We start from the raw sequence: 20,082 nt of genomic DNA on the forward strand, positions 1-20,082 counted from the left end.
AAGTTGGCAACCTGCTTTGTTGGTTTCTGCACAACTTCCATTGTTTTTTGTGGTTACTTTTTAGCGGTATTCCCACCGTGTTTTTTCCGCTCCGGTTTCCTAAAAGGGTTGTTGGGCATCATGTAAACAGGTGTTCCTAACGATTCATCGCCTATGCTTTCGCTACTATCGAGCATAGCTTCCATATACGGCAAGGGCGTAATGGTGGTGATAGGGGTAATGTATGCTTTCTTCTTCATAACTAATTGATTAAATAAAAATACTAAATTAAACTTATTGAAACGGCTGTTTGGCATTGCCAATCCAACCATTTTATTTTGATTTTACGACTATTTATGCTATTTCTAACATTACTTTCGCAAAGTTATAAATATATTTTTACACATGCAAACAAACTCAATAGAAAGGTAAAAATATATTATAAATGGGTAAAAAATAGCCATAAACACCCTGTTTGTAATTATTTTAGTTAAATAAAATCAAAGGAGTAAAACCAAATAAATACTTTTTTATAATTTAGCAAACGTAAAACAAAAAGACAAATGCACCAATGACACAAAGTAGAACCACCGCACCAGCAACGTTTTTGCTACGCCAATGCAAGTTTAAAAACATTTTTTCTGCAGTTAGAGAGGACTGTCTTCTGTTCACACTCTGTCTTTTGCTTGCTGCTTCAGTAGTAACATCGTGCAGTAATAGTCCACGAATAGCCACCAACGAACGTGGCAACACACAAATAAAAACAACGAAAATGACAACAAAAACATTCACTCGTCCTGACGACGAAACACTACGTCGCCAGCTCACACCCGAGCAATATGCCGTTACACAACATGCTGCAACAGAACAACCATATACCAACCAGTACGACAAAGAGTTTCGTCCGGGCATCTATGTAGATGTTACTACGGGCGAACCGCTATTCTCTTCTGCCGACAAATACGACTCTGGGTGTGGTTGGCCTGCCTTTTCTAAACCCATAGACAAGCGTCTTTTGGTAGAAAAAGCCGACAATTCGCATGGTATGCAACGTACTGAAGTGAGAAGTTTAACGGGAAATGCTCATCTTGGACACGTGTTTAACGATGGTCCAACCGCACAAGGTGGACAGCGTTATTGTATAAACAGTGCATCGTTGCGCTTTATTCCGCTCAACAAAATGGAGGAAGAAGGCTACGGAGAGTATACCAAATGGGTAAGAAAAGAGAAGGAACTTTATGTTGCAGGAGGCTGTTTCTGGGGCACAGAACACTATATTAAGCAAATAAAAGGAGTGCTATGGACAGAAGTGGGCTATGCTAACGGACACACAAACCACCCAACTTACGAGCAAGTGTGTACCGATGGCACTGGTTTTGCCGAAGCTGTGCACATTAAATACGACCCTACGGTGGTGTCGTTAGCATTTCTTGTAAAGCTATACTTTGCTTCTATAGACCCCACAAGTTACAACAAGCAGGGCAACGACCGTGGTTCGCAATACAGAACAGGTGTGTATTATACCGACCCAACCGACCGTGCTGTTATTAAAAAGGTGTTCGATGCCGAAGAACGCAAATACTCTGTGCCGCTCGAAGTGGAACTCCTGCCCCTGAAAAACTTCTATTCGGCAGAAGATTACCACCAAGATTATCTCGACAAAAACCCTACGGGGTATTGCCATTTGCCCTCTTCGCTGTTCGAATATGCAAGGAAGGCGAGGGAGAAGTAGGGGTTAGCTTTCTTATGGGCATAAGCTTTCCTAGGGTTCCTAGTATTCCTAGGAACCCTAGGAGTACTAGAAAAACTAGAGCTCCTAGGGCTACTAGAACCCCTAGGAGTACTAGAAAAACTAGCATTCCTACTATCCCTACAAGCTCCAAGGGGCGTTGCGCTACCGCTGCGCCAACCTTTCTTGTAGCCTTTTCACTTCCGCTTGCAACCTCTTAACATCTTCTTTCAGCTGTATGTTCTCTGTTTGTAGCCTTTTTAACAGCTCGTCTTGTTCCTTTCTGTAGCCTGTACGGGCAGCGTGCATGCGTTCTTTGATGCCGCCTTGCTCTACAAATTGCTTCTCCAAACGGGCAAGATAGTTGCACATCATCTTATCTGTGATGTGGCAAAGTGTGAGCAACGTGTTGCAAAACTCCTCTGCCGTCCACCTGTTGGCATACGAAAGATAATCTTCTGCCTTGTTATGATGCTTGCAAAAGCCAAGCATTGCATCGTAACGATGGTGTTTCGATGTCCAGCAAGCAAGACCACGCGTGTGCAAAAAGTCGTTGTAGTCTTCGCGTAACTCCTGCAATGAGCTGCGCGAAACATTGAGAAGCTTAAGCTCCATCTCCGTTGATGTGTTGCCATCTTCTATTCCTTCCACGATATTTTGCTTACCCGAACGGGCTGCCTGTACCATTTGGTCTACTGTGCGGTCGCCATATTTGGGCAGAAAACGCTGACAAAAAATGTAAGTCAGCCGGTATATGGCATCTGCCTTTTGGTAGAAAAACAGTTCAGTGTAAGGGACGCTCTGCCGCAAAATGCCTTCCTTCGAAGGTTGTGTCTCATCTTTTTGTCTGTTCATAGTACTTGTAACATGTGTTCTGCAAAGGTAGTTATTAAAGTTTGTACGGCGAAACTGTATGTCAAAAGTTTGGCAATAGCTGTTCAGAATAGGAATTTTCTTAGTATCTTTGTGCCATTCGAGTCATCGAAATAACATAAACCTATTATACAAAATGAAACATTTCGTAGCACTGTCGGTACTTACACTGACAACAACAACAATGGTTGCACAAAACATTAATTACCCTAAAGCACCAAAAGATGGTACAGTAGACACCTACTTTGGTGTGAAAATACCCGACCCCTTCCGTCCTTTGGAAGCCGATAGAAGTAAAGAAACAGCCGAATGGGTGGCTGCTGAGAACAAAGTAACCAACGAATACTTGGCTAAAATACCATTCCGCGCAAAGCTTTTGCAGCGTTTAAAGGAGGTAGCAGACTATGAAAAGGTGAGCGCTCCCTTCGAAAACAACGGCAAATGGTATGTGTTTAAGAACAACGGACTACAGAATCAGAGTGTTCTTTACCAAATGAACGAACTGGGAGGAACACTCCATGAGTTTCTCGATCCCAACAAATTAAGTACCGATGGTACCGTTGCTTTGCAAGATATAAGCTTCTCTAAAGATGGAAAATACATGGCTTACGTAATCTCGCGCAGTGGTAGCGACTGGCAAGAAATATACGTTAAGGACGTAGCAACGGGCAAATTGCTATCCGACCACATAGAATGGGCTAAGTTCGGAGGTGCAAAATGGTGTGGAAATGGCTTCTATTACAGTGCCTACGATGCACCTGAAAAGGGCAAAGAGTATAGCTCAAAGAACGAAATACACAAGATTTACTACCACAAAATAGGTACGCCACAAAGTCAAGATGTGTTGTTTTACCAAAATCCAACCCAACCTTTACGCTTCTATTCGGTATCGCTGAACAAAGAAGAAACCATTATGTTTCTCTACGAAAGTGGGGCAGGCTCTGGCATGAACCTATATGTGCGCGACCTACGAGTACCTAATTCGCAGTTTATACAGATGACTTCCAATATGGATTTGCAGTATAATCCCATTGGAACAGTAGGCGATAACATTTATTTGCTTACTAACGATGGCGCACCAAAGGGTAGAATAATGGTGGCAAACGTGCATAAACCAGGCTTTAAAGACTGGAAAGAACTTGTAGGAGAAACCAAAAACGTGCTCGAAAATGCACAATTCGCCGCCGATAAACTGGTGCTTAGCTATAGCAAAGATGCATCTACACACCTTTATGTTTACTCTTTAGATGGCAAAGAACTTAACGAAATAAAGCTTCCAACCGTAGGACGGGCGAGCTTTAGTGGCGAACGTGGACAAAAAGAATGCTTCTATAGCTTTGCATCGTTCACCGTTCCAGGTGCCATTTACCAGTACGACATGGCACAAAACAAGAGTTCTGTTTACACCGAACCTAAGGTTAAGTTCAGCCTTAACCAATATACCACAGAGCAAGTGTTCTTTAATAGCAAAGACGGAACACGTGTTCCAATGTTTTTAACCTACCGAAAAGGACTAAAACGAAACGGAAAGAACCCAGTGTTGATATACGGATATGGTGGCTTTAATGTATCTTTATCGCCCAATTTCTCGTCTATGCGCATACCATTCCTTGAGAATGGCGGTGTATATGTACAGGTAAACCTACGCGGAGGAAGCGAATATGGAGAAGAATGGCACGTTGCTGGTACGAAAATGCAGAAGCAAAACGTGTTCGACGACTTTATTTCGGCTGCCGAATGGCTCGTTTCTAACCACTTTACAAGTAAAGAACACATCGCCATAATGGGGGGAAGCAACGGCGGTTTGCTGGTAGGTGCATGTATGACACAGCGTCCCGACCTCTTCAAAGTGTGCATACCGCAAGTGGGAGTTATGGATATGCTGCGCTATCACAAGTTTACTATAGGCTGGAATTGGGCTCCCGACTATGGAACAAGCGAGGATAGCAAAGCTATGTTCGACTATTTGCGTGCTTATTCGCCCCTCCATAACCTGAAGAAAGGTGTAAGCTATCCTGCAACACTCGTAACAACAGCCGACCACGACGACCGTGTTGTGCCTGCACACTCGTTTAAATTTGCTGCAACTTTGCAGGAATGCCAAGGCGGAACAGCACCTGTTCTTATTCGTATTGATAGTAAAGCAGGGCACGGAAGTGGCAAACCACTGGCTAAACAACTGGAAGAGCAAGCCGACATTTATAGCTTTATAATGTGGAACTTAGGTATGAAGTTTAAATAAAAGCATTAAATAGGTTAGCTAAATATAACCCATTTAAAATTAGAACCCACCTTTTTGTTTCGCAAAAAGGTGGGTTTTGTTTTTTAATATTGTGTTATTGGCAATCCGTCAGTAGCATTATTGGCAGTCCGTTCGCAGCCGTAGGGGCATATTTATCGTGCCCGCGTATACGTATTCGCCACGCATTCGCAAACTGTTTGAAATGTATTCACGGAACGTTCGCAACGTGTTCATTATCTGTATGTTACATAATCGCCATTCAAAAGTATGGTTTTTGCATTGCAAAAGTATGGTTTTTGGCGTGCAAAAAGGGGGTTTTTACATTGCAAAAGTATGGTTTTTGTAATTCGAAAGTATGGTTCTTGTTTTCGTTACACAATAGTGTGCATAACCAATAATAAGGTTTGTGTATTTCGTTTTTTATACTTACCTTTACAACTTAAACGTAAATTGCAAAGGCATAATGGAAGAACATCTCACTGTTTATAGGGCTTCGGCAGGCTCAGGAAAAACATTTACGCTTGCCGTAGAATACATTTCGCTGTTGGTGAAAGACCCCGAAAACTATCAACACATACTTGCTGTAACCTTCACAAACAAGGCAACGCAAGAAATGAAGATGCGTATACTCTCACAACTATACGGCATTGCCAACTCGTTACAGTCGTCGCAACAGTATTTTAATAAGGTAAAAGAAAAAACAAATATGCCCGATGCCGTGATAAGAAACAATGCACGGGCAGCCCTAACCTTGCTTATTCATCGCTATAACAACTTCCGAATACTCACCATAGATGCTTTCTTCCAACAAGTTTTGCGCAATTTGGCACACGAATTGGGGCAAACAGCCAACCTGAGAGTAGACCTTAACAACGAGGAAATTACCGAAAAGGCTGTAGACCAAATGATAGAAAGCCTGGAAAAAGGGCAACCTGTGCTACAGTGGATAAGCACTTACATAAACAATAGTATAGAAGACGACAACGGTTGGAATATTATTGGAAAGATAAAAACCTTTGGAACAAACATTTTTAAAGACTTTTATAAAGCACACGAAGCCAACTTAAAAGAACAACTTAGCAATGCCGACGACTTTAAAGTCTACGAAACTACTTTGAGAAAACGTAGAAACGACATTCGAAAAACATTCAACAGTAAAGCAAGAAGCATTCTAAACGAAATAAAAAATGCCAATTTGGACATACCTTCTAACTATCGTAGCGGACTGTATAAGTATTTAACAGATAGCGCAATAGCACCGCTTACTAACAAACCACTTAAAGCTGGTGTGCTAAAAGCCAACGAATCGCCACAGAACTGGACCAGTTCTAAATGTGCAAAAGCCGACAAACAACAAATACAAACACTGGCTGCAGAAGTGCTTTCGGCACAACTTAGCGAACTAATTGCCTACAATAACGACAATTGGAACGAGTTTCAGTCTATTCAACTCACCCTTTCGCACCTCTCAGAACTACGACTTTTGCACGCCATAGCCGATGCTGTGGACAACTTAACAAAGGATACTAACCGCTTTATGCTTAGCAATACACAAGCATTGCTTAAAGAATTAATTGCAGATAGCGACACTCCTTTCATATTTGAACGTATTGGTGCACGTCTAAAACACGTAATGATAGACGAGTTTCAGGACACCAGCACCATACAATGGCAGAACTTTCAGGTGCTGTTAGCCAACTGTATGGCACAAGAATTGTCGCAAAACCTAATAGTAGGCGATATAAAACAAAGCGTGTATAGGTGGCGACAAGGCGATTGGGGCATACTAAACAACATTGAAAAGAGCTTTGCTCACCAAAAAATAAGACTGGAAACGCTCGATTATAACTATCGTTCCGAAAAACGAATAATAGACTTTAATAACGCCTTTTGGGAACAATGTGTTGCTAATACTACCAAAGAAGTAGCGCAAGACGATGCCGAAAAAGCCAAAATAGTGCAGAAAGCATACGAAGATGTGGCACAAAAAACACATAAAACTACCGAAAATGGATTCGTAAAAATAAGTCTTTATCCAAGCAAAAGTATGAAAGAAGCTGTGTTAGAAGAGCTTATAGAAACCATAAAAGAACTGTTTAACAATGGATATGGTGGTAAAAACCAAAGTAAAATAGCCATTCTGGTGCGGTCTAAAAGCAATATTCAAGACATAGTAAACGCACTTTTGCAAAGCTTTGGCAACGAAATTAACATCGTTTCAGACGAGGCTTTTCGCTTAGATGCATCGCTATCGGTAAACATTATAGTGAGTGCTATGCACCTACTTACCCACCCAGACGATGTATTAACACGGGGAAAACTGGTGAAACTCTACAATCAGGAAGTGCTAAAAAAGCCATTAACCGACACCGATTTACTGGTTTCTATCAATGAAAACAACAATATTGACACTAAAAATATAGACAAAAAGGAACGTAGAAAACTGGCTACAGAACAGCAAATGGCTAAATTAAACAGCCAATTGCCACCAGAATACGTAGCAAACAGAGAACTTTTGTTGGGTCTTCCCATTGTAGATTTAGTGGATAAACTATTTATGTTGTTCGGCTTAGACCAGTTAGAAGGGCAAAGTTCGTACATTTGTACACTCTACGACACCCTAAACGACTTTCTGAAAGACCACACAGCAGACATCGATGACTTTATAAACGAATGGGAAAACAGCCTCTCTTCGAAGACAATACAGAGCGATGAGATAGAAGGAATACGCATTATGACCATTCATAAAAGTAAAGGTTTAGAGTTCGATAACGTCATAATACCTTTCTGTAACTGGGAAATGGAAAAGAAAGGAACACTCTGGTGCGAAACAAAAAACAAGCCAGCTCCCTACAATAAGCTACCTTTGCTGCCCATAGACTTTAGCAGAGACAAGCTGATAGGCACGGTTTTCGAAGACGATTACAAGGAAGAACACTTCCAAAACATAGTAGACAACCTGAATTTACTATACGTTGCGTTCACAAGAGCATCGAAAAACTTGTTCGTTTTCGGCTTGCGTCAAGGCAAAACAACACTCGATAACATCGCAAAAGGCACTCCACCAGGAAACCGTTCCTATGCTATTGAATTGGCATTAAGGCAGGTTAGCGAACAATTACAAGGCAGTTCGCTTAGCTTTCCCGACGATATTGGTAGCGAAATACATTTCGAATATGGCACATTAGTCCCCGAAACGCACGAGAAAGAACATGCTGCGGCGGACAATCCGTTCCTTATTAAACCCGACAAACACATTGTTAGCATTGCCACATACCCACAAGCGGCAACCTTTAAACAGAGCAATAAGAGTATAGAATTTGTGAAAGGAGAAGACGTAGACCCTTCTGACAGAACACGATATATAAAGATTGGTAATGTGTTACACCAACTTTTTTCAACCATTTATACCACTGCCGACATTCCAGCACGGCTCAACGAATTGGAACAACAGGGCATAATATACAACGACGAGATAACTTCGGCACAGCTGCGCACCCGTATTGAAGATGCCATAACCAACCCACAGGTGCAAGAATGGTTCTCTAAAAGGTGGCAACTATATAACGAATGCACCATATTAGAGTATAATAAAGATACCAACGAGATGGAAGAACATCGCCCAGATAGGGTAATGACCGATGGAAAAGAGTTTGTTGTGGTAGACTTTAAGTTCGGAAAAGAACGCGAAGAATATAAGAAACAAGTGCAACAATATATGGAAATTCTTATTCGTATGGGGCATAAAAAGGTGTCAGGATACCTGTGGTATGTAGTAAAAAACAACGTAGTGGAAGTGAATATCTAACCTTAAACTTAGCAAAATGAATACTTTTCTGCAAGCAGTAGCCACCAATTTAATAGAAAAATACGGCAACGACTTAGCCCATAAGGCTATTGTTTTTCCAAACAAACGTGCTGCTTTGTTCCTAAATCAGGAGTTAGCGAAACACGCTAACGGTCCTATTTGGAGCCCATCGTACGTTACTATCTCCGAATTATTCCAACAACAGTCGAGCTTAACCATAGCCGATCCTATTAAAAGTCTATGTATTCTCTATAAAGTATATATGGAACAGACTGGCAGAAACGAGACTCTTGATGAGTTTTATGGCTGGGGACAGCTGCTGTTAGCCGACTTTGACGACATAGATAAGAACATGGCAGATGCCGAAAAGGTGTTTCGCAACATACGAGACCTACACGAATTGGACACGATAGACTATCTTTCGGATAGCCAAAAGGCAGAACTCAGTAGGTTTTTTGCCAACTTTACTGGCGATTCGAGCATACTAAAAGACCGCTTTTTAAGACTTTGGAGCAAGCTATACAATATTTATTCGGAGTTTAAAACCAGGTTACGCAAAGAGAATTTGGCTTACGAGGGTATGTTATATCGTGATGTTATAGAGCAAAAACAACTACCTAACCGCTACGATACCTATATTTTTGTGGGCTTCAATGTGCTACAAAAGGTAGAACAAAAACTGTTTTCGGCTCTGAAAAGCGAGGGAAAAGCACGCTTTTATTGGGACTACGACCACTACTATATGGCACAATCTAACGAAGCAGGCGTGTATATTAATAAGTGGTTGCGTGATTTTCCTAACGAATTTGCTGCCGATAACCCTCTCTATACTGGCTTCGAAGCGGCAAAAGAAGTGCGCTACGTGTCGGCACCAACCGAGAATTTGCAAGCTCGTTACGTGTCCGAATGGTTGTTAGAAAACCAACGTTACAAGGCAGGAAGGCATACTGCGGTGGTTATGTGCAACGAAATGCTGTTGCAAACTGTTATACATTGCATTCCACCAGAGGTTGATACGCTCAACGTAACAACGGGTTATCCACTGTCGCAAACACCCATTAGCTCTATGGTTTGGCAACTTATAGCCTTGCAAACCGAAGGTTTTTCGGCACAAGAGGGGGCTTACAGGTTACAACAATTGGCACATGTGCTACGCCACCCCTATGGAAAATATTTGGGAATAGATGCTAACAACCTGCTTGCAGAACTGCAAACGGAGAAGCAATACTACATTAAAGTGGAACGAACACGCCTTAAACACGTTGATAAACCAGTGGAAGCGTTGGTGGAATGGCTGGTAGAGATGGTTAGAACCATAGCTACTAATGGGGCAGAAAACCACAATCAGCTATTTCAAGAGTCTACTTTCCGAATGTATACCCTACTTAACAAGCTGTTAGAACTAATGAAAGAAGGCGACCTAATGGCAGATTTTGTTATGTTTCGCCGCCTATTCAGTCAGCTAATAGCATCTACTTCCATTCCATTTCATGGCGAACCAGCTCGCGGAGTACAGGTAATGGGAGTGCTGGAAACACGTAATCTCGACTTTGAAAACGTGTTGTTGCTTTCTTGTAACGAGGGAAATATGCCCAAAGGGGTAAGCGATGTGTCGTTTATTCCACACTTTGTGCGAAAAGCATACGGGCTTACCACCATCGATAATAAGGTTTCTGTGTTTAGCTATTACTTCCATAGGCTGTTGCAAAGAGCCAAAAACGTTACACTGTTGTATAACAATTCTACCGAAGGAACACGGGTAGGAGAAATGAGTAGGTTTATGTTGCAACTCTTAGTAGAGAGTAAATTAAACATAAAACAATGGGCATTGCAAGCCGGACAAGAGCCGTTGCGCTTGCAAAAACAAACCATTTGCAAAGACGAAACCGTGTTGAGGAAACTCAATAGCATATCTTATTTCTCGCCAACTGCCATAAACACCTACCAACGATGCCCCGTAATGTTTTATTATAAGTATGTTGCAGAACTATTAGAAAGCAACGACAACGACACAGACGATATAGATGGACGTGTGTTTGGTAATATTTTTCACTGTGCTGCACAGCTTATGTACGAGCAACTTTTACCACGCGAGGTAATTAAAAGCAGCGATATTGAACAACTTTTAAGCACCAGGCGGTCGGTGCAATCGCCTACATCGGGCAACGCAAACGCCACTTTAGACAGCGTTGTGAGCGAAGCTTTTGCCAGAGAACTGTATCTTCAGAAACCTGGAAACACCCACCACCCAAAGCTAAATGGACTGCAAATTATTAAGAAAGAGGTGATTGTGAAGTTCTTGCGACACCTTCTTCAGATAGATTTGCATACATCTCCTATGCGAGTAATACGCCACGAGTTCGACATTTACAAGCATTTTACAATAAATGTTGGAGGAAAACAGAAAACAATAACGGTAGGCGGGCGTGTAGATAGGTTAGACGAAATAAAGCTGAACACACCCCAAGAGCAACTGAGAGTGGTTGATTATAAAACTGGAAATAAGGTTGCAGGAGAGTTAAAAAAGGTGGAAGATATATTCAATCCGGCAAAAATATTGAACGAAAAGAACGATTATATATTCCAAGCAATACTATATAGCATTATAGAACAGACCGAAGACAACACCAACAACCCTAACCACAAACCAGTAAGTCCGGCATTGCTCTTCATACAACACGCTAATAGAGAGAACTATTCGCCCGTTGTGGTGTTGGAAGGAGCACCTGTTACGAATGCTGCAACCTACGAAAACGATTTCGAAAACTTCTTAAAAGAGAAGTTGGAAGAACTGTTTAATAGCGAAACATTTATCCCAACAACCAACCAAAAGATATGTGAGAACTGCCCATACAACCAGCTTTGCGGACAAAAATAGCCGAACAAAGAGGTTAAAAATATAGCCGTAATGGTGTTGTTATGGGGGTATGAAAAGAATAGAAATACCACCCTCGTTTTTGAAAATAATTCTAACGAAAAACAAAAACCCCCTTTTTACAAAACAAAAACCCCCTTTTCGTAATGCAAAAAGGGGGTTTTTGGAAGACAAAAAGGGGGTTTTTACAACGCAAAAATATGGTTGTTGTAATGTGTTAAGTATTAGGCGGTTATGCAAGCGTGTTGTTTTTGCCAAACATTAGCGTACGAATGGTTGTGTTACATTGTTTCTTCTGATATTCTTTTAATACCATTCTGTTGAATATTCTGTCAGGTATGTTTAATGAATAGCTTATTTTCCCACGTTCATTCCGTAGGCGTAGGGACCGATTTATCGTGCCCGATTCCCCGAAATCCCCGAAATAATGTTGCATATTTCCACTGTTGGTATCGCAATTCGTACCCAATTTCTGTAATTTTTAAATGCTTACAGCACCTTGAATTTGGCAAATTTCAACAGCAATTGTTTCCTTCCTGCATTGCGAAACGTTACGGTTGCTTTGGTGTTTTCGCCACTTCCTTCAATTGCTTCTACCACACCTATACCGAAACGGAGGTGTTCTATGGTTGCACCAACAGATAACTGGCTGGCTGAAACTGTGCCAAATGTTGTAGAAGAGCCTGTTGGCGACTGTGCAGAATTGCCACCAACGCCAGCAGATAGGGTAGATGTTTCGGTTTGTCTGCCACCGTTTGATATGGCTGCCGATAGTCTTTTAAAGTTTCCTCCCTCGCTTATCAGTCGTTGTTTTGTGCGTTCCGATAGCGGATTTACTGCACGTTCGGGCATTCGTGGGGCTGTAATTTTGGGTCGAGGGTCAGCCTTAAACTGTGTTGCCACAGGGTTTGCGTTTTGCCATCGGCTATCTTTTGCAGGCTCGTCCCACGGCATACGGTTGCCAATACCACCAAATGGCAGGTTCTCAGCGTCTATATAAGCAGGGTCAATGTCCTTTAAAAAGCGGCTAGGATTATTGAATTGTATAGAACCAAAGTGGTAACGGTTCTTTGCATTGGTGAGATAGCAAAGCTGTTCTGCCCTTGTTATAGCCACATATAGTAGCCGGCGTTCCTCTTCAAGCTCTTTTCGCGAACTGGCAGCTATGGCATTGGGGAATATATTCTCCTCTAATCCCACCACAAACACTACTGGAAACTCCAAACCTTTGGCAGCATGGATAGTCATAAGCGACACTTTTGGGCTGCCATCGTCCGCCTTATCCAAGTCGGAATAGAGTGCAACCTCTTGCAAAAAGTCGGTTAAGAAGGTTTCATCTTCCCTTCCTTCCTCTCTTCTTTCGTCTACAAAGGCTTGCATTCCTGCCAAAAGTTCTTCCAAATTCTCACGTCTTGCAATGTCGTCGGGCGATGTTCCCTGTGCCAAATCAGCCCAGATGCCACTTTGTTTTATTATTTCTGTTCCCAAAGAGTATGCATCTGTCATTGCCAATTGGCGTATAAAGTTGCTAATAAGCTCTACAAACGCAGTTAGTTTTGTGGTTGTTCCCTTATTAACATCTAAGTTATAGGTTGGCGGATTGGTGATAACGTCCCACAAACTTGCCCCTTTTGCATTGGCACATTCTATTATTTTTTGTAGCGTAGTGCCTCCGATGCCTCGTGTTGGATAGTTTATGATGCGTTTAAATGCCTCTTCGTCGTTCGGGTTAGCCACCAAACGGAAGTAGGCTATAATGTCTTTTATCTCTTTTCGTTGGTAGAACGACAGTCCACCAAATATCTTATATGGTATTGAAGCCTTACGCAATTCGTCTTCAAAGCTACGACTTTGTGCGTTGGTTCTGTACAAAATGGCAAAGCAATTGTATTGAAATGCTTTTGTGCTGTGTAGTTTTTTAATTTCTTTTACCACCACCATAGCTTCCTCTTTATCGCTGTAGCACGAGTGATAGCTTATTTTTGAGCCTTCGCTTTCCTTAGAATAAACCTCCTTTGGAATTTGTTTTACGTTGTGTTTCATAAGCGAATTGGCTGCTTCTACTATCTTTTGGGTAGACCGATAGTTGCGTTCGAGCTTGAAAACCTGTACATTATCGAACTTTTTTTGGTAGTCTAATATGTTGTCTATGTTGGCTCCTCTAAACGAATAGATGCTTTGATAGTCGTCGCCCACCACGCAAACACGTTGGTGTTTTACGGTTAGTAGTTTAACAATAGCCACTTGTACAGAATTGGTATCCTGGTATTCGTCTACCAAAATATACTGAAAGCGGTCGGCATACTTATTGCGAATGTCGGCATTTTCGTTGAGAAGGCGAAACGTATTCACCAAAATATCGTCGAAATCCATAGCGTTCGCTTGTCGGCAACGTGCTTGATACACTGTATAAATGCGTGTAACAGCTTGCAGTTTTGCCCCTCTTAAACCACTTTGTCCACCATAGCTACTACCAAAAGCATCGGGACCGATGAGCTGATTCTTAGCCATCGATATAATATTGTGTACTGTAGATGGCTTATAATCCTTATCGTTCAGTCCCAAAGTCTTAATAATCGACTTTAGAAGCGACCGCGAATCGGTTTCATCGTATATGGTAAAGTTGCTGTTATAGCCTATATGTTGTGCCTCTGCTCTAAGAATGCGAGAGAAAACAGAGTGGAATGTGCCCATATAAAGCTGACTGGCTTGTTCCTGATTTACCAGTTTTGCAATGCGTTCTTTCATTTCTCGTGCAGCTTTATTAGTGAAAGTGAGTGCTAAAATGCGGTAGGGCAGCACACCATACATTATTAAATAGGCTATTTTATAGGTAAGAACGCGTGTTTTTCCCGAGCCTGCACCAGCCACAACCAGCGATGGTCCCTTGCAATATTCTACTGCTTCGCGTTGATTTTCGTTGAGTTGTGCGAGCAGTTGTTCTATTTTTTCTTGTTTATCCTCTTGCATTTGTGTTGTAATGGTAGCGTTTTCTAATTGTTTAATGGGAAGGCTGGTATGTGTTTCATCTGTGTTTCAATCTGCCTTAACCGCTTTCTCATGTACGGTCCTGGTGCTTTCGATGAGAAGCGACGGGGGTTGGGGAGTGTCGCTGCAATAAGTGCACAGTCGGAACGGGTAAGATTTATGGCATCTACATCGAAGTTTTTCTCTGCACAAGCCTGTACTCCGTATATGCCATCGCCCATTTCTATGGAGTTGAGATATACCTCCATAATGCGTTGTTTGCTCCAAAACGTTTCTATAAGAAAGGTGAAATAAGCCTCTAAACCCTTGCGCAGCCACGACCTTCCCTGCCATAAGAACACGTTTTTTGCCGTTTGTTGCGAAATGGTAGACCCACCACGCATACGCTTTTTGCCGTTTAGGTTGTCCTTTGCAGCCTGTTCTATAGCCTGATAGTCGAATCCGTGGTGTGTAAGAAAGCGTTGGTCTTCGCTCGCTATGACGGCAACAGGCATAGAAGGCGACATCTTTTCTATTGGAATCCAGTGGTGATAGAGTTTTATTTTCTCGCCATTTCCAATCTGTTCAAAGCATCGCACCAGCATTAAAGGCGTAAAATAAACAGGTATAAAGCGGTATACAATAACGCTTAATATAGTGGATACGAACAGTAAACCCACTATCCATTTAGCAAATTTAATAACTTTCTTTACCATACAATGTACAAAGTTACGAAAAAGAAAGCGGTTTAACAAGAAAACTTTCTGCTGTTTGCTATGGTGTTTGCATAGAAAGTGTTGCACAGTGTTGCTTTCTATGGCTGTTAAGTTTACCATATTTAGTTGTTATTTTCGGCAATATAGGTGTTATAGAATCCCAAACGTATGTGGCGTTTATAGTGGTGATGGTTTGCTTTAGAGCAGCTTTAACAACTGTGATGTATAGTATTTAAAAACCAAAAACCCCCTTTTTGCATTGCAAAAGTATGGTTTTTGGCGTACAAAAAGTGGGTTTTTGCAATGCAAAAAGTAGGTTTTTGGTAAAGCGTTGTTATACAAATAGTTACGCAGTGTTATTTTCCTGATGTTCTATTTGTGTTATTGGTGTCGCAAATGCGCCATATTTCGTACATTAAACCCAATTAATTTTGGTGATGATGCGGGTGCGATGAATTGGCAAATATGCCTCACGGTGTGTTCGTTGATGCATATTTGCCACTAAACAGACCGTGCGTGGGTGTTTGCAACCATATATATATAACTGCAAAAAGGTGGATTTTGTTTTTAGATTTTATTGATCTGGATTCTCAATAAAACCTTTGTATTGTTCTTCTAATCCATTTTCAATGCTGTTGTAAGCCTCCTTCATGGTTTCTTTTTCAAATTCAACGCCCTTTCCTTTTGGTGGAATTGGTTCGTGAATGGTGAGCGAAAGTGGGTGCCAAACAGGGAAATGCCAGTCGCGTGTGCGGGGCATAACATCGAAAGCACCATTAATAGTGATGGGACAAACTGGCAATTGAAGCTCGTCGGCTAGCATAAATGCTCCACGACGGAATACTCCCAGATGCCCTGTAAAGGTGCGTGCGCCTTCTGGAAATACCACAACCGACATACCTTCGCGTAGAGTTTCGCGTGCTTGATCGTAGGTTCGCTTAATTTTACTCGCCCCCGACTTGTCAACAAAAATATGGTGTGCATATTCGCAAGCTATTCCAATGAATGGTATTTTGCGTATGCTCTTCTTCATCATCCACTTAAAATTTCGTCCTAAAAAGCCATAAATGAGGAATATATCGAACGATCCTTGATGGTTAGAAACAAACACATAGCTTTGGTTTTGGTGCAAATGTTCGCGTCCTTCTACCTTTACAGGCAGCAAAAGGGCACGAATAGTGAACTTTCCCCATAGTCGTCCGGGGTGATAACCCCAGAAATGGCCGTTGCCTAAGCGGCAGCCTATGGCTGTAACCGTTGCTGTTATAATGGAAGCAACCAGGAAAAGCGGAAGGAAAACAAACAGCACGTATATCCGATAGAGCAGTGTGAGCAACGTGCCAACAATAGTTTTGTGTCCAGTTTGTGTAGTTTTTTTGTTGTAGTTTTGTTGCATAGTGTTTGTAAGATGTTGCTTATTATGTTGTTTTAGCCTTAAGTGTGATAACCACAATCTCGTTTGGCATATTCACACGGAAGGGTGCAAAGCCTCCCAAACCATCGGTAACGTTTAGAAAATGGTTGCCACTGCGATACACACCATAGTCGTTTTCCTCTCTAATTTCGGTTGGTCGAAATCCAAAAAACTGCATTTGTCCGCCATGTGTATGTCCACACAGTGTTATTTGCGCTATGTTTTTAGGCAGTATATGGCGTCTCCATGCCGATGGATCGTGCTGAAGCATAATAACGAAAGCCCCCTTGGCAACCCCTTGAAGTGCTTTTTGGTAGTTGGCTTTTTGTGGAAATGGCGGCTTACCATCGTTCTCTGTACCTGCAATAACAATGCTATCGTTGTCCCTTTTTATGGTTATGTGGTTGTTTTCTAACAAGTTCCACCCTAATTTATGACGTACAATGTTAGCAAAATCGTTATTTTGTTGTTCAGCCTCTTTAGGGTTTAGTTTTACATATTCGGTATAATCGTGATTTCCACGCACCGCAATGGCATTCTTCATACTGGTTTTCAGGAGGTTTGTAAAGGGCAGAATTTCGCTTGGACGCATATTTTGGAGGTCTCCCGCAAACACTATTAGGTTGGCGTTCTGGTGTTTTATGCTGTCCATTTCGTGTTCCAGAATAAACCGTCGCCACCCATTGAAAGTGCCAATGTGCATATCTGATACCTGAACAATGCGGTATCCATCGAAGTTTTTGGGTAAATTGCTTACATTAAGGGTGATATGGCGCACCCGAATTTGGGAAAAACCGAAGGTAAGACCGTACACATATACCACGAAAATGGCAATTGCAGCCACCACTCCCACGTAATGACCATAGTTTCTGCGTGTTTTTACAATGGTTTTGCGCACCAATGAACCAACGAGCGAGCATATACCAAAGATGGTTTTTGGTGCTACGAAAGCGCCTAAAAGGAATAAATAGGTGTTAAGCCACGTAAGATTAGTAGGTGCAAAGTTGTGTATAGACGCTAAAACACAGGTGTATACCACAAGAAAAATAGTAGGAATCCACCATGCTAATCGTTGTTGCCACGTGATATGAATACGTTTTCGGAAGTAGTGAATATCTATATAAACATCGGAAAGAACGATGATGAGTAGTAAAGGAATAACAATTCGTGCTATCATATCTATTTATTATTAAAGTTTCTGAATGTGATTTGTTCGCCGCGATAGTGGGTATCGAATTGGTTTTGGTTAAGAATATGCACCCCATTGCAGAAAGTATGCACCACTTTCCAATGGTATTCGTGTCCCATCATAGGACTCCATTTGCATTTGCTTTGTATGTTTTCCTTGCTAACCGTCCATATTGTGTTCGGCTTAACAATAGTAATGTCGGCACGATAGTCCTTTCTTAAAAAGCCCCTTTCGTCAATTTTGAAACGCTGAGCAGGCGCATGTGCCATAAGTTTAACCAACTGTTCTATTGTAATAATGCCGTTATCAACCAGTTCGAGCATAGTTGGTAGCGAGTATTGCACCATTGGCATACCCGAAGAAGCGGTAGCACAGCCACCCTGTTTCTGCGATAAAAGATGCGGAGCATGGTCGGTTGCCACAGTGGTAATACGTCCATCGGCAAGTGCTCGGCGCAGTTCGGCACGGTCGTGCGCTGTTTTTATAGACGGATTACACTTAATTAACGCTCCCTTTGTGGCATAATCGTTGTTTGTAAAGTACAAATGCGCAATTACAGCCTCCATTGTAACGAAGTCGCAAACGTGTGGTTGTTGCAACAAATGTAGTTCGCGAGCCGTTGAAAGGTGTGCAATGTGTAGTTGGGTATGGTGTTTCAGCGCCAATTCTACAGCGAGTTTAGAACTCTGGAAGCAGGCATCTTCGCTCCTAATTTCGTAGTGATGACAGATGTCGGGGTCGTCTCCGTAGAGCATTTTTGCCTTTTTCATATTGTTGGCAATAATGTTTGAGTCTTCGCAATGCGTCATAACGGGTAGGTTTTTGGCTGCTGCTGTAGCAAAAATCTGCTCTAATGCGCTCCGTCTGTCCACCAACATATTTCCCGTAGAGGCTCCCATAAACAGCTTAACCCCAGGTATGGTGTGTTCGTTGAGTAGTTTTACGGTGTCGGCATTGCAGTTTGTGGCTCCGAAAAAGAACGAATAGTTAATGTGAGAGCTGTGTTTGGCACGTTCAAACTTATCGTTTAGCTCTTCGATAGTGGTGGTTTGCGGATTGGTGTTGGGCATTTCGAAGAACGAAGTAACGCCCCCGAACGCAGCAGCACGGCTTTCGCTTTCAATATCAGCCTTGTTTTCCATTCCCGGTTCACGGAAATGCACGTGCGAATCAATGATTCCTGGTAAAACAAAACACCCCGTGGCATCGACTATTTCGTCGAAATTGCCACGGGGTGTTGTATTTTCTGTTATGATTTCGGCTATTCGATTGTCTTCAATGACGATTGTGCCATTGAATGTTTTTCCTTCATTTACTATCGTTCCGCCTTGAATGAGTTTCCTCATTTTGTATGTGTATATATATAATGTGTATCTTTTTTTATTTTGCTATCGTAGTATCGCCAGCCATTTCGGCAGGAGTTGGTGGAGCAATATTGCTATTGTTGGGCATTGTTTCCTGCGTTGGTAGCTCCATTCCGTTCATTTCTTTCTGTGCGCGTTGGAACTTTTCGTAGAAGTCTTTTATGGCTGCGTTGTTCTTAAACACGTCAGGAGCTTTCGCCATAATAAACTCTACCCACGATGGAAGTTGGCTTACAGCATTTGCATATAGGTAGTCGTTCATCCAAATAGGGTAGGCGTTAGGTGTCATATCGTAGGAAACTCGTGTGAGAAAGCCCCACGTAGAGAGTGTGTTATCAAAGTTATTGGTAACGAAAGCCGTGAAAAGCTTATCTATATTGGCATAAACAAGCAGTGCTTTCTTTATTAATCGGGCGTTAGTAGCCTCTTCGTCGTGTCCATTCATTATGGAAACACCTTCTTCATGGTCTATTTCTATGAATTGATTTCGTAGTTGTGTGAACTTCGTCCAGAAGGTATTGAGCTTCTCATTTAGGGGAGTTCCGCTCACACGGAGTAGAGTATTGTCGAGTTTAAGCTGTATATCGCCTTCTTCTAACACTATTGGGAACTGCAAATTCATATCATCCATATAGATTTGAGCTACCTGTACAGAATCGAGAGTACCCTTAAAGGAGAAGTTTCCATGCACTACTTCACATGAATCGAGTGTTATTAGCGAGTCGCCAGAGCCTCCTTTTAAATAGAGTTGCCGTCCATCGAGACTAGAAATGTTTGACGTTCCGTGTATATAATATGACTTAGTGCACGATGTTAGCGCCAATAATATAACGAGAGCGTAAAGTATTTTATTCATAGAATGTATTCTTTTATGTTTCATTCGCTGGTGCGTCTCATTGCTGCGGCGTGTTCAAGCGAGTTCATCA

General features: G+C 41.9%; 13 protein-coding genes. 4 read left to right on the top strand and 9 right to left on the bottom strand.

The features are described 5' to 3' along the window. Positions 1-53: 53 nt before the first annotated feature. Positions 54-239, bottom strand: a complete 186-nt coding sequence (locus HMPREF9144_RS10010; RefSeq protein WP_146739267.1) for a hypothetical protein — start codon at positions 237-239, stop codon at positions 54-56. Positions 240-751: 512 nt separating this feature from the next. On the opposite strand from HMPREF9144_RS10010, the gene HMPREF9144_RS10015 reads away from it, so the two are divergent. Further along, positions 752-1,711, top strand: a complete 960-nt coding sequence (locus HMPREF9144_RS10015; protein ID WP_174262621.1) for a bifunctional methionine sulfoxide reductase B/A protein — start codon at positions 752-754, stop codon at positions 1,709-1,711. A 162-nt stretch (positions 1,712-1,873) separates the two neighbouring features. Here the strand turns inward: HMPREF9144_RS10015 and HMPREF9144_RS10020 are convergent, their stop codons facing one another. After that, entirely contained in the window at positions 1,874-2,563 is a 690-nt protein-coding gene (locus tag HMPREF9144_RS10020; protein ID WP_006045920.1) for a four helix bundle suffix domain-containing protein, read from the bottom strand. Positions 2,564-2,717: 154 nt separating this feature from the next. Here HMPREF9144_RS10020 and HMPREF9144_RS10025 point away from each other — a divergent pair, with 154 nt between their 5' ends. From HMPREF9144_RS10025 to HMPREF9144_RS10035, 3 genes are all read left to right on the top strand, one after another. Continuing rightward, on the top strand, positions 2,718-4,823 hold the full coding sequence (locus HMPREF9144_RS10025) for a prolyl oligopeptidase family serine peptidase (RefSeq protein ID WP_006045921.1): 2,106 nt from the start codon (positions 2,718-2,720) through the stop codon (positions 4,821-4,823). Between the two features lie 463 nt (positions 4,824-5,286). Further along, positions 5,287-8,631: a UvrD-helicase domain-containing protein gene (locus tag HMPREF9144_RS10030; RefSeq protein WP_006045922.1), complete on the top strand. Its 3,345-nt coding sequence runs from the start codon at positions 5,287-5,289 to the stop codon at positions 8,629-8,631. Positions 8,632-8,647: 16 nt separating this feature from the next. Next, complete coding sequence (locus HMPREF9144_RS10035) at positions 8,648-11,509, top strand: PD-(D/E)XK nuclease family protein (protein WP_006045923.1); 2,862 nt, start codon at positions 8,648-8,650, stop codon at positions 11,507-11,509. Between the two features lie 229 nt (positions 11,510-11,738). On the opposite strand, the gene HMPREF9144_RS13365 is transcribed toward HMPREF9144_RS10035, so the two are convergent. From HMPREF9144_RS13365 to HMPREF9144_RS10070, 7 genes are all read right to left on the bottom strand, one after another. After that, the gene (locus HMPREF9144_RS13365) at positions 11,739-11,942 is read right to left on the bottom strand and encodes a hypothetical protein (protein ID WP_146739268.1); all 204 of its coding nucleotides are present in this window, start codon (positions 11,940-11,942) and stop codon (positions 11,739-11,741) included. A gap of 53 nt (positions 11,943-11,995) precedes the next feature. Then, positions 11,996-14,476: an ATP-dependent helicase gene (locus tag HMPREF9144_RS10045; protein WP_006045926.1), complete on the bottom strand. Its 2,481-nt coding sequence runs from the start codon at positions 14,474-14,476 to the stop codon at positions 11,996-11,998. A 23-nt stretch (positions 14,477-14,499) separates the two neighbouring features. Further along, entirely contained in the window at positions 14,500-15,189 is a 690-nt protein-coding gene (gene mtgA / locus HMPREF9144_RS10050; RefSeq protein ID WP_040595866.1) for a monofunctional biosynthetic peptidoglycan transglycosylase, read from the bottom strand. 574 nt (positions 15,190-15,763) lie between these two features. Beyond that, the gene (locus HMPREF9144_RS10055; protein WP_006045928.1) at positions 15,764-16,585 is read right to left on the bottom strand and encodes a lysophospholipid acyltransferase family protein; all 822 of its coding nucleotides are present in this window, start codon (positions 16,583-16,585) and stop codon (positions 15,764-15,766) included. A 22-nt stretch (positions 16,586-16,607) separates the two neighbouring features. Further along, positions 16,608-17,780: a metallophosphoesterase gene (locus HMPREF9144_RS10060; protein WP_006045929.1), complete on the bottom strand. Its 1,173-nt coding sequence runs from the start codon at positions 17,778-17,780 to the stop codon at positions 16,608-16,610. 2 nt (positions 17,781-17,782) lie between these two features. Next, a complete protein-coding gene (locus HMPREF9144_RS10065; RefSeq protein WP_006045930.1) occupies positions 17,783-19,138 on the bottom strand; it encodes a dihydroorotase in 1,356 nt (451 codons plus the stop codon). 34 nt (positions 19,139-19,172) lie between these two features. Continuing rightward, positions 19,173-20,012, bottom strand: coding sequence for a DUF4369 domain-containing protein (locus tag HMPREF9144_RS10070; RefSeq protein ID WP_040595867.1), 840 nt, complete (start codon positions 20,010-20,012; stop codon positions 19,173-19,175). Positions 20,013-20,082 lie beyond the last annotated feature (70 nt).

It is taken from the genome of Prevotella pallens ATCC 700821 (genome assembly GCF_000220255.1).
GTDB lineage: Bacteria > Bacteroidota > Bacteroidia > Bacteroidales > Bacteroidaceae > Prevotella > Prevotella pallens.

Excerpts from the sequence above, each read along its gene's own strand:
- HMPREF9144_RS10010 (WP_146739267.1), bottom strand. The coding sequence starts at position 239 with ATGAAGAAGAAAGCATACATTACCCCTATCACCACCATTACGCCCTTG.
- HMPREF9144_RS10015 (WP_174262621.1), top strand. The coding sequence starts at position 752 with ATGACAACAAAAACATTCACTCGTCCTGACGACGAAACACTACGTCGC.
- HMPREF9144_RS10020 (WP_006045920.1), bottom strand. The coding sequence starts at position 2,563 with ATGAACAGACAAAAAGATGAGACACAACCTTCGAAGGAAGGCATTTTG.
- HMPREF9144_RS10025 (WP_006045921.1), top strand. The coding sequence starts at position 2,718 with ATGAAACATTTCGTAGCACTGTCGGTACTTACACTGACAACAACAACA.
- HMPREF9144_RS10030 (WP_006045922.1), top strand. The coding sequence starts at position 5,287 with ATGGAAGAACATCTCACTGTTTATAGGGCTTCGGCAGGCTCAGGAAAA.
- HMPREF9144_RS10035 (WP_006045923.1), top strand. The coding sequence starts at position 8,648 with ATGAATACTTTTCTGCAAGCAGTAGCCACCAATTTAATAGAAAAATAC.
- HMPREF9144_RS13365 (WP_146739268.1), bottom strand. The coding sequence starts at position 11,942 with ATGCAACATTATTTCGGGGATTTCGGGGAATCGGGCACGATAAATCGG.
- HMPREF9144_RS10045 (WP_006045926.1), bottom strand. The coding sequence starts at position 14,476 with ATGCAAGAGGATAAACAAGAAAAAATAGAACAACTGCTCGCACAACTC.
- mtgA (WP_040595866.1), bottom strand. The coding sequence starts at position 15,189 with ATGGTAAAGAAAGTTATTAAATTTGCTAAATGGATAGTGGGTTTACTG.
- HMPREF9144_RS10055 (WP_006045928.1), bottom strand. The coding sequence starts at position 16,585 with ATGCAACAAAACTACAACAAAAAAACTACACAAACTGGACACAAAACT.
- HMPREF9144_RS10060 (WP_006045929.1), bottom strand. The coding sequence starts at position 17,780 with ATGATAGCACGAATTGTTATTCCTTTACTACTCATCATCGTTCTTTCC.
- HMPREF9144_RS10065 (WP_006045930.1), bottom strand. The coding sequence starts at position 19,138 with ATGAGGAAACTCATTCAAGGCGGAACGATAGTAAATGAAGGAAAAACA.
- HMPREF9144_RS10070 (WP_040595867.1), bottom strand. The coding sequence starts at position 20,012 with ATGAATAAAATACTTTACGCTCTCGTTATATTATTGGCGCTAACATCG.